The 9904-nt window shown below is 65.5% G+C and carries 11 protein-coding genes; all 11 read left to right on the top strand.

What is annotated here, in order from left to right; translation table 11 throughout:
- Positions 1-1930: type III secretion system export apparatus subunit SctV (gene sctV, locus OC610_RS13885; RefSeq protein WP_264428403.1), on the top strand; the 1930-nt coding region annotated here is incomplete at its 5' end.
- A gap of 159 nt (positions 1931-2089) precedes the next feature.
- Positions 2090-2983 (top strand): FHA domain-containing protein, encoded by an 894-nt coding sequence (locus tag OC610_RS13880; protein ID WP_264428401.1) that lies wholly within the window; start codon positions 2090-2092, stop codon positions 2981-2983.
- Complete coding sequence (locus OC610_RS13875) at positions 2983-4338, top strand: FliI/YscN family ATPase (RefSeq protein WP_264428399.1); 1356 nt, start codon at positions 2983-2985, stop codon at positions 4336-4338. Before OC610_RS13880 ends, OC610_RS13875 begins: the two co-directional genes overlap by 1 nt.
- Positions 4325-4744, top strand: a complete 420-nt coding sequence (locus OC610_RS13870; protein WP_264428397.1) for a hypothetical protein — start codon at positions 4325-4327, stop codon at positions 4742-4744. Before OC610_RS13875 ends, OC610_RS13870 begins: the two co-directional genes overlap by 14 nt.
- Positions 4737-5306: a type III secretion protein gene (locus tag OC610_RS13865; RefSeq protein WP_264428395.1), complete on the top strand. Its 570-nt coding sequence runs from the start codon at positions 4737-4739 to the stop codon at positions 5304-5306. Before OC610_RS13870 ends, OC610_RS13865 begins: the two co-directional genes overlap by 8 nt.
- Complete coding sequence (gene sctQ / locus OC610_RS13860) at positions 5303-6403, top strand: type III secretion system cytoplasmic ring protein SctQ (RefSeq protein ID WP_264428392.1); 1101 nt, start codon at positions 5303-5305, stop codon at positions 6401-6403. The genes OC610_RS13865 and sctQ overlap by 4 nt, the downstream gene beginning before the upstream one ends.
- Entirely contained in the window at positions 6400-7053 is a 654-nt protein-coding gene (gene sctR, locus OC610_RS13855; protein WP_030138406.1) for a type III secretion system export apparatus subunit SctR, read from the top strand. Before sctQ ends, sctR begins: the two co-directional genes overlap by 4 nt.
- A 9-nt stretch (positions 7054-7062) precedes the next feature.
- Complete coding sequence (sctS, locus tag OC610_RS13850; RefSeq protein ID WP_030138405.1) at positions 7063-7317, top strand: type III secretion system export apparatus subunit SctS; 255 nt, start codon at positions 7063-7065, stop codon at positions 7315-7317.
- Entirely contained in the window at positions 7317-8114 is a 798-nt protein-coding gene (gene sctT, locus OC610_RS13845) for a type III secretion system export apparatus subunit SctT (protein WP_264428389.1), read from the top strand. Before sctS ends, sctT begins: the two co-directional genes overlap by 1 nt.
- 15 nt (positions 8115-8129) lie before the next feature.
- Positions 8130-9230 carry a type III secretion system export apparatus subunit SctU gene (gene sctU, locus OC610_RS13840; protein WP_264428386.1) on the top strand — a complete coding sequence of 367 codons (1101 nt, stop codon included), beginning with the start codon at positions 8130-8132 and terminating at the stop codon, positions 9228-9230.
- 117 nt (positions 9231-9347) lie between these two features.
- Positions 9348-9857, top strand: coding sequence for a type III effector (locus OC610_RS13835; protein WP_264428384.1), 510 nt, complete (start codon positions 9348-9350; stop codon positions 9855-9857).
- The last annotated feature ends 47 nt before the right edge of the window (positions 9858-9904 follow it).

Raw genomic sequence — 9904 nt, 5'->3', positions numbered from 1 at the left:
GTTGATCGTGCTTTCGTTGTACCTGCCACGGCCGTTGGCGTTCTCCTCGTTTCCGGCCGTGCTGCTATTGACCACGTTGTTCCGGTTGGCACTGTCGGTGGCGACCACGCGGTTGATCCTGCTCCAGGGCGACGCCGGCCATATCGTCCAGGCGTTCGGCAATTTCGTGGTCGGGGGCAACCTGGCCGTCGGGCTGGTGATCTTCCTCATCCTCACGGTGGTCAACTTCCTGGTGATCACCAAGGGCTCGGAGCGGGTCGCCGAAGTGGCGGCGCGGTTCACCCTGGACGCCTTGCCGGGCAAGCAGATGTCCATCGACAGCGACCTGCGGGCCAACCTGATCGACGTCAGTGAAGCGCGCCGTCGTCGCGAGGAACTGAACAAGGAAAGCCAACTGTTCGGGGCGATGGACGGGGCGATGAAGTTCGTCAAGGGCGACGCCATCGCCGGCCTGGTGATCGTGGTGATCAACCTCATCGGCGGCTTTTCGGTCGGCATGGTCCAGCACGATATGAGCGCGTCCGAGTCGATGCACTTGTATGCCGTGTTGACCATCGGCGACGGCCTCATTGCGCAGATTCCTGCACTGCTGATTTCCCTCACCGCCGGCATGATCATCACCCGCGTATCGCCGGAAGGGCAGCCGGCGGGCAGCAGCGTCGGCAAGGAAATCGCCAAGCAATTGACCGCCGAACCCAAGGCCTGGGTCATCGCTTCGGTGGGCATGCTCGGCTTCGCTGCATTGCCCGGCATGCCGACGCTGGTGTTTATCGTCATTGCGGTGATCACCGGCACGGCGGGCATCGTCCAGCTGTATGGCCGCGCGCGACAGGCCCGCGAAGGCGAGCAGCCTCAAGCGAGCGTGACACCGGAGCACAATGGTGCCGAGGATTTGCGCAGCTTCGACCCGACCCGGGCCTATCTCTTGCAGTTCTCCAAGTCGATGGAAGGCAACCCGGCCGCCGAAGAAGTCATCCAGGCGATCCGCAAGAAACGCAACGCTCTGGTCGCCGGTTTTGGCCTGACCTTGCCGCCGTTCGAGATCGAATACAGCGCGCGCCTGGAGGACGACGAATTTCGCTTCTGCGTGCACGAGGTGCCGATGCTGCGCGCCACGTTTGGAGATCGCGTAGCCGTCGCCCGCGGGCCGTTGCCGTTCGAACCGCAGGATGCCCGGGTCGGCAGCGAAGTACGCGACGAGCATCAATGGCTCTGGCTGGCGCCCGACGACCCGTTGCTGGCGGACGAACGTGTGGAAGCGGTACCGGCGGGAGAGTTGCTGGTGGAACGCATGAGCCGCGCGATGTTTGCCACCGGGCCGCAGTTCCTCGGCTTGCAGGAGAGCAAGTCGATTCTCAGCTGGCTCGAAGCCGGCCAGCCAGAGCTGGTGCAGGAACTGCAACGGACCATGCCCCTGGCCCGTTTCGCTGCCGTGCTGCAACGCCTGGCGGGCGAAGGCGTGCCGCTGCGGGCGGTGCGGCTGATCGCCGAGTCGTTGATCGAGCACGGCCAGCACGAGCGTGACGTTGGTGCGCTGACCGACTACGCGCGCATCGCCTTGAAGTCGCAGATCTACCACCAGTACCGCGATGAAAACGGCCTGCACGTCTGGCTGCTGACGCCGGAGACCGAAGGGCTGCTGCGCGACGCGTTGCGCCAGACCCAGACGGAAACCTTCTTTGCCTTGGAAAGCGTGCACACCCGCGCCCTGGTCCTGCAACTGCGCGAAGGTTTTCCGCTGCGGGCCAAGCGCGTGGCGGTGCTGTTGGTGGCCCAGGACTTGCGCGCGCCGCTGCGGGATCTGTTGCGCGACGAGTTCAACCATGTGCCGGTGCTGGCCTTCAGCGAGTTGCACAGCAATGCCCAGGTCACCGTGCTGGGGCGCTTTGATCTGGAGCAGGAAACCCTCCAGATCGAGGACGCCGCATGACGTGTTCTTGCGCTTGGCGCGCCAGCCGCGATGCCACGCGTAGCGATGTGAAACCAGGCGCGTCCGATGGCCTGGCTGTGACAGTGGACGAGGGCCGCCCGTGCCCCGTCGTTCAAGCGGATTGTCGGCGCACATCGGTCGCGCCTTGAGGAATTGGCCATGTTCGAACTACGCGTATTGAGTGGTCTGCACCGGGGGGCGGCATTGCCGCTGGTGGGTGAGCAATGGGTTGTCGGGGCGGCGGAAGACGCCGATCTCGCGCTCTACGACCCAGGCATCTGCGGGCGTCACGCTGCCGTCAGCCTAGTCCAGGGCCAGTGGCTGCTGGCGTCGCTGGAGGGCGTGGTTTGCAACGGACAAGGCCAGCCTTGGGCCGCGACCGAGCCTTTGCCAGGCAATACACCCTTTTCCATCGCCGGCGTCTGGTTGTGCCTGGCCCCGGCCGATCAGCCTTGGCCTGAAGAAGCGGCACTGGATGACGCTGCGCACTTGACGGCGGACCGCGAAACCCAAAAAACCGCGGCACGGCCGTCGTGGCCCAAGCGCCTGGGAATCGCTGCGGCGGTGATCACCGTCGCCTCCAGCGCGTGGGCCTTTACCAGCCAACCGGCACCGACGGTAGCGCCCAGTGCGGCGCAGCAGCACAAGCCGGCCAAGGCTGCATTGGACACAGTGGAGGCGGTTCGCCTGGAGCTGGATCGCATGCTCCAGGAGCGCGACCTGGATGCCAATGTCCGGATCGAGGTCCAGGACGGTCGGCTGGCGCTGGTTGGCGAGCTGCCGCGCCAGCGCCTGGCGGTGGTCGAGCGGCTGATGGAGCGTTTCCACGCGCGCTACGATACGTCAGTGGAGATCACGGCCAGCGTCAAGGAACGGCTGACGCAACTGCCGTTCCAGATCGCCCAGATTGTCGGCGGCAAGCGTGGTCACGTCGTCACCTCCGATGGGCGCCGGCTGTTCCTCGGCGATCAGATCGATGGCCTGCGGCTGACCGCCATCGACAGCGGCAAAGTCACCTTCGAAGGCGAGCAGCGCTACGAGGTGACGTGGTGATGCACGCCGCCATTGCCCGATTGGAAACCTGGGAAGCCGGGCAGCGGGCACGCCTGCGCCGATTCGCGCCGGTCATGGTGCGCGGACGGGTGCAGCGGGTCAGCGGGATCTTGTTGCAGTGCCGGCTGCCGGGGGCGCAGATCGGTGACCTCTGCCAGGTCGAGCGTGACGGGCGTGAGCCATTGCTCGCCGAGATCGTCGGCTTCGACCAGCACGACGCCTTGCTCAGCGCCCTGGGTGGCCTGGAGGGTGTTCGCGTAGGTGCGGCGGTGGAGCCGCTGGGCATGCCGCATCGGGTGACCGTCGGCCCGCAGCTGCTGGGGCAGGTGCTGGATGGCTTTGGCCGCCCTTTGCTTGAGGATGGCATAGGCGCGTTCGCCGGGCCTCAAGTGCCGGAGGCCTCGCAAGTGATCGGCGAAGCCCCGCCGCCGACCGCGCGGCCGCGCATCCAGCGACCGTTGATGACTGGCGTACGCGCCATAGACGGCGCGCTGACGCTCGGCGAAGGCCAGCGCGTCGGGCTGTTCGCCGGCGCCGGTTGCGGCAAGACCACGCTGTTGGCGGAGATCGCCCGCAACGTTGAATGTGATGTGATCGTTTTCGGGCTGATCGGCGAGCGCGGTCGCGAGCTGCGGGAATTCCTCGACCATGAACTGGATGATGAGCTGCGGGCCCGTGCGGTCCTGGTGTGCGCCACGTCCGACCGTTCCAGCATGGAGCGCGCCCGCGCGGCATTCACCGCCACCGCCCTGGCCGAGGGCTTTCGTGCCCGGGGCCAGCGGGTCTTGCTGCTCATCGATTCACTGACCCGGTTCGCCCGCGCCCAGCGGGAAATCGGCCTGGCGGCGGGCGAGCCGTTGGGGCGTGGCGGCTTGCCTCCTTCGGTGTACAGCCTGTTGCCGCGCCTGGTGGAACGGGCGGGGTTGAGCAATGACGGGGCGATCACCGCGCTCTATACCGTGCTCATCGAGCAGGACTCCATGAACGATCCGGTGGCGGACGAAGTGCGTTCGCTGCTCGACGGCCACATCGTCCTGTCGCGCAAACTCGCCGAGCGCGGTCACTACCCGGCCATCGACGTGCTCGCCAGTCTGTCGCGGACCCTGGCCAATGTGGCCGACGCCGAGCACCTGCGCGCGGGCATCAACCTGCGCCGCTTGCTGTCGGCCTACGATCAGATCGAGCTGATGCTGCGCCTGGGCGAATACCAGGCCGGCGCCGACCCCTTGACCGACCTGGCGGTGGAGTCGCGCGGTGCCCTGGACGCATTCCTGCGCCAGGACCTGCGCGAGCCCGAGCCGTTTGCGTCGACGCTCGCCCATCTCCAGCAGTTGACCGCTTATGTCCCGGGCTGACCTGGATGCCCTGGCGCCGGTGCGTCGGCACCGCGAAGCGCAAGCCGAACGGGCCTGGCGCCAACAGCGCGACCTGTTGCGCGAGCGCGAAGCAGCAGTCGCCGCCGCGCGGGCGCGTTGGCAAGCCGCGAGCGAACAGCAGGCAGCGCAGCGCGAGGCGTTATACGGCGAGCACCGTGGCCGCGCGCTGAGCGTCTGTGAACTCAACGCCTGGAGCACCGAGGAGCGACGCTTGATCGGCGACTTGGCCGAGCAAGCGCAAGCCTTGCAGGCACTCGACGAGGAACAGGCGCAACAGGCACGCGCCACCGAAGCCGCCCAGCAGCGGCTGCAAGGGCGCAGGCGTGACCTGGAAAAGCTCAGCGCGATGATGGACTACCTGGTGGAGACCCCCAGCGATGAATGAACGCTCTATGCACGGCGGACCGTCGCCCCATGGCAGCCCTGCGGCGGCCCCCGTTCGTCACGCATCCCATGCATACGAGCAACCGCTTGCCCAAGTGAGCCGGGCCAGTCGTCCCGTGGCGCGCGAGCCTTTGCCTGGCACCGGGCGCGACCCCGAGGTGACGGCAGAACGCAGCGATGGCTACTGGTTTCGCCAGTGGGTCGATGCGCCACGGGGCGGCTCCGAGGACGACATGGCGGGCACCGGCTCCCTATCAGGATTGGTGAACCTGGAAGGCAGTGAAGTAGAGGCATTTGTCGATCAGCTCTCGCCACGCCTGCAGGCCACCCTCGACCAGCAACTGGACCTGTTGCTGCACCTTCCCCATCTGGGGCGGATCAGGGTGACTGCGCAGCGGCTGGGCGGGACGTCCGGCTGGGACATCGGCCTGAGCGGCGAAAGCGAAGAGACGCGCGCGCGGCTTTCGAGTCGAGCTGGGCGCCTCGAAGAGGCACTGGCCCAAAGCCTGGGCCAACCGGTGGTGGTGCGCGTGACCGACGAAGAAGAGGCGAGCGTGACATGAGCGTACAGGCTTTGGCGCTGCCACCGGTGAGCGGCGATGACGCCGTCGCCAGGCAGCGATTGGGAACGGGCGTCAGCTTGTCTTTCGAGGTGGCGGGCGAGACGGGCTTGCTGGAACTGACCCTGGGCAGCGGCGCCTTGGGAGGCGAGTCGTGTTTGCTCGAGTGCGCCCATGGCGTCCTGGCCCTTGACGAGCCGGGGCCGCTACTCAGTTTGTTCGGTGAATGTCCGGTGGTCCTGCCGGCCGAGCCTGGGCCGGACGATGCCTGGTTCTGGCAGCTGTTCCAGCAGACCCTGAGCGAGCCGTTGCGCCAGGCATTCGGTTTTCTCAAGCCAACCACCGGCCCCGCGGTCCGGGGCATTCCCTGCCGGCTCGAAGCACGGCTGGGCGCGGCCCATGGGACGAGTCACCTGGAACTGGCCGGGCCGACCTTGCTGGGATTGCTTCGCGCAGCGCCTTGGCAGCGGCGGACAACACAGGTGGACGATCATTTTGCGCTGCACGTTCCATTGCTTCTGGGACACCTCGCGCTGGCGGCCGGGCAAGTGTCGGCGCTGCGCCCCGGTGACGTGCTGGTGCCGGAAACCGCCTTGTTCGACCCATCCGGCCAAGGGCTGGTTCGCCTCGGCCGGCACTGCCTGCGGGTCGGCGTGCACAGCCGCGCCGCGCCGTTGCGCCTGACTTTGCTCGCTCTGGAGGAGACCGATATGAGCACTACCGGTGACACCGATATCCTGACCCCCGACTGGGACGATACCGCCCGCTACGAAGCCGACGCCGAGGCGCCCACAGCAGCGGATTTCGCAGCGCCTGACGATGCCGATGCTCAAGCCGCAGAAACGCCGGAGCACGGGCCTGCCGCCACGGGCGAGCGCTTCGACGATCTGCCCCTGGCGCTGACGATACGCTGTGGTCACTTGAGCCTGACCCTGGGCGAACTGCGCAACCTGGCGCCCGGCGTGGTGCTCCAGGTCCAGGGCGTGGCACCGGGTGCGGCGACGTTGTTCCATGGTGAACGGGCCTTGGCCCACGGTGAACTGGTGGACGTCGAGGGTCGGCTCGGCCTGCAAGTCACTCGCGTGGATGTGGCTGGATGAGCTTCCAGGGGGTCGACCCCTTTCTGCTGGCGCTGTTCATCGGCGGGATCTCGTTGGTTCCGCTGCTGCTGATCATCTGCAGCGCCTTTCTCAAGATCGCCATCGTATTGACCATCACCCGCAACGCCATCGGCGTGCAGCAGGTGCCGCCGAACATGGCGCTCTACGCCATCGCCCTGGCCGCGACGCTGTTCATCATGGCGCCGGTCGGTCACAACATCGCCGAGCAACTGAAGGAGCAGCCGCTGGATTTCAGCAGCACCGAGGCGCTGCAGGGTTCGGCCTTGAACGCGGTCAAGCCGTTGCAAGCTTTCATGTCGCGCAATACCAACCCGGACATCCTCACCCATCTGCTGGAAAACACCCAGCGGATGTGGCCCAAGGAGCGCGCCGAGCAAGCCAGCCGCGATGACCTGATGCTGCTTATCCCGGCCTTCATGCTGTCGGAGCTCGAAGCGGGTTTCCAGATGGGGTTCCTGATCTACATCCCGTTCATCGTCATTGACCTGATCGTGTCCAACCTGCTGCTGGCGCTCGGCATGCAGATGGTCGCGCCGATGACCATTTCGTTGCCGCTCAAGCTGCTGATCTTCGTGCTCGTGCAGGGTTGGACGCAGTTGCTCGACAGCCTTTTCTATTCCTATCTTTGAGGGTCTGCGATGGACGCGTTGACGTTGTTCAAGGAAGGCATGCTGTTGGTGGTGCTGCTGTCCGCGCCGCCCTTGATCGTCGCGGTGATCGTTGGCGTGCTGACCTCCCTGGTGCAGGCGTTGATGCAGATCCAGGACCAGACCTTGCCGTTCGGCATCAAGCTGGTGGCGGTGGGACTGACCTTGCTGGTCACCGGTCGCTGGATTGGCGGCGAGCTGCTGGGGCTGTTGCGCCGGGCATTTGAAATGATGGCCAGCACCTGATGACGGCCCAGGTGTTCGTTCCGTATTTCGACTTGCTGCTGTCGATCGCCCTCGGCATGGCGCGCATTTACCCGGTGGCGTACCTGGTCCCGGTGTTCTGCTTCCAGCATCTGCGAGGCTTGCCGCGCCATGCCGTGGTATTCGCCCTGGGCATGTTGCCCGCGCCGGGTATTCGCCAGGCGTTGATTGACGCACAGGCCGACTGGCTGACCCTCGGCGGGCTGATGTTCAAGGAGGTGCTGCTGGGCTTGCTCCTCGGTGTGCTGCTGGCGATGCCGTTCTGGCTCTACGAATCGGTGGGCGCCTTGCTCGACAACCAGCGCGGCGCGCTCATCGGCGGGCAATTGAACCCGGCGCTCGGCACGGATACGACGCCCTTGGGCCATCTGTTCAAGGAAATGACCATCCTGTTGCTGGTCGCCACCTTGGGCATCGGCACGCTGACCCAGGTGATCTGGGACAGCTACCTGGTGTGGTCGCCCACGGTCTGGTTCCCGTTGCCCGGCGCGGATGGCTTTGGTGTGTTTCTCGGGCTGCTCGGCGAAATGTTCATGCACATGATGCTCTACGCCGCGCCCTTCATCGGCTTGCTGTTGCTGGTGGAGTTCGCCCTGGCCTTGCTCAGCCTGTACAGCCCGCAATTGCAGGTGTTCGTCCTCGCCATGCCGGCCAAGAGCCTGGTTGGCCTGGGCTTCCTGCTGTTTTACCTGCCGACGTTGTGGGACGCGATGACCGGCCGTCTCAGCCGATACGGGGAAATCCGCCATCTGCTGCATCTGTTGATACCGGCGCCCTGAAGGAGGGGCTCGTTCATGAGCGAAGACAGCGGCGAAAAGACCAAGCAGGCGACACCGAAGAAAATCCGCGACGCGCGCAAGAAGGGTCAGGTCGGCCAGAGCCAGGATTTGAGCAGCCTGCTGGTGCTCACGGCAGTCACCGAAGTGGCGTTGACCCAGGCCGACAGCAGCATGCAGGCGCTGGGCGACATGGTCGCGTTCCCGCTGCACCGGTTGGACGTCGACTTCGTGCGCGCCTTCGAGGAAACCCTGGCCCACGCCGGCGGCGTGTTGCTCAACTTCACCTTGATGACCGTGGGCTTGGCCATTGCCACGCGCCTGATCGCCGGTTGGGTGCAGTTCGGCTTCCTGTTCGCGCCCGAGGCCCTTCAACCTGATCCGAACCGCCTGAACCCGTTGAACCAGGCCCAGCAGATGTTCTCCGCCCAGGCGCTGATCCAATTGTTCATGGGCCTGGTCAAGGCAGTGTTCATCGCCAGCGTGCTTTACCTGGTGACGATGCCGGCCCTCGGTTCGTTGATCAGCCTGGTCAATGGCGACCTGAACGGGTATTGGCGCGGGCTGTCCGGCCTGTTCCGGCACATCATGCACATCTGCCTGGGCGTGTTGCTGGTGCTGGCGATCCTCGATTTCGGCCTGCAGAAATACTTCTTCGCCAAGCGCCTGCGCATGAGCGAAGAAGAGGTGCGCAAAGAGTTCAAGGAAATGGAAGGCGACCCCCACGTCAAGATGCACCGCCGCAGCCTGGCCCGACAGCTGATCGACCAGCCCGCCAGCCAGGAAACCAAGCCGGTGGAGGAAGCCGACATGTTGGTGGTCAACCCGACTCACTATGCCGTCGCGTTGTTCTACCGTCCCGAGCAAACACCGTTGCCGCAGTTGATCACCAAAGGTGTCGATGCCGATGCCCGCGCGCTGATCGAGCGGGCCAAGGCTGCGCGCGTCCCGGTGATCCAGTGCATCTGGCTGGCGCGAACGATCTACCGCGAAGACGTTGGCGGTTATATCCCGAGGGAAACGCTCCAGGCCGTCGCACACATCTATCGGGTCCTGCGCGAGCTGGACGACGAGGCCAAGGGCGAGGTGATCGAAATTCCGGAATTGAACCTGCGTTGAGGTCGATGGAACCGATGCATACGCGGGCGCCACTCAGGTAGTGAGTCGGACTCGCCCGGGCGATGCCGGCTTGCCAACCGTGCGCATTGCACGCCCATCGACTCGAGGAGATTTTCCATGCCTGAACCCAATCCGCTGTCCATAAGGGGCACCGGTGCCCTGCAGGGCGCCGAAGGTTTGCACCCATCGCGCTCACCCTCGTTGAGCCAGCAACCTCGCGACGCCCAGCAGCGCACCGGCACCCAAAGCCTGCATGGGCTGGGACGTTCATCATCGGTACCCCCTACGGTGCACCAACGTGGCCGGCCCCGCACTCGGGGCGCGAACCGCACGGCGGCGCCCGACGATCGACCGCTGGATGACCCGCAACGGTCCAGCTCCACGCCACCGCCTCGCACGCCCGACTCGTTCATGAGCGAGATGGAGACCCGTCAGAAAGCGTTGATGGAGAAGCAGTTCCAGATGCAGATGGGAATGGAGGAGCGCCAGAGCACCATGGTGCTGGTCAAAAGCTCCGCCGACATGGCCAAGTTGATGAGCGATACGGTGACGGAGGTGACCAAGGGCTTCATGGACAGCGCCAGGAAAGTCATGCAGGAGGGCGGTGAGGCGATGAAGCTTCGGTAAGGACCGCAATGACCCAGGAGTACCCGTGGCGAGGGAGCTTGCTCCCG

The sequence above is a fragment of the Pseudomonas agronomica genome, from assembly GCF_025917275.1.
GTDB classification, from domain to species: Bacteria; Pseudomonadota; Gammaproteobacteria; order Pseudomonadales; family Pseudomonadaceae; genus Aquipseudomonas; species Aquipseudomonas agronomica.
Note: the sequence above shows the minus strand (reverse complement) of the source record. Positions and strands in the feature narration are given on the sequence as shown.

Excerpts from the sequence above, each read along its gene's own strand:
- OC610_RS13835 (WP_264428384.1), top strand. The coding sequence starts at position 9,348 with ATGCCTGAACCCAATCCGCTGTCCATAAGGGGCACCGGTGCCCTGCAG.
- sctQ (WP_264428392.1), top strand. The coding sequence starts at position 5,303 with ATGAGCGTACAGGCTTTGGCGCTGCCACCGGTGAGCGGCGATGACGCC.
- OC610_RS13875 (WP_264428399.1), top strand. The coding sequence starts at position 2,983 with ATGCACGCCGCCATTGCCCGATTGGAAACCTGGGAAGCCGGGCAGCGG.
- sctT (WP_264428389.1), top strand. The coding sequence starts at position 7,317 with ATGACGGCCCAGGTGTTCGTTCCGTATTTCGACTTGCTGCTGTCGATC.
- OC610_RS13865 (WP_264428395.1), top strand. The coding sequence starts at position 4,737 with ATGAATGAACGCTCTATGCACGGCGGACCGTCGCCCCATGGCAGCCCT.
- sctR (WP_030138406.1), top strand. The coding sequence starts at position 6,400 with ATGAGCTTCCAGGGGGTCGACCCCTTTCTGCTGGCGCTGTTCATCGGC.
- OC610_RS13880 (WP_264428401.1), top strand. The coding sequence starts at position 2,090 with ATGTTCGAACTACGCGTATTGAGTGGTCTGCACCGGGGGGCGGCATTG.
- OC610_RS13870 (WP_264428397.1), top strand. The coding sequence starts at position 4,325 with ATGTCCCGGGCTGACCTGGATGCCCTGGCGCCGGTGCGTCGGCACCGC.
- sctU (WP_264428386.1), top strand. The coding sequence starts at position 8,130 with ATGAGCGAAGACAGCGGCGAAAAGACCAAGCAGGCGACACCGAAGAAA.
- sctS (WP_030138405.1), top strand. The coding sequence starts at position 7,063 with ATGGACGCGTTGACGTTGTTCAAGGAAGGCATGCTGTTGGTGGTGCTG.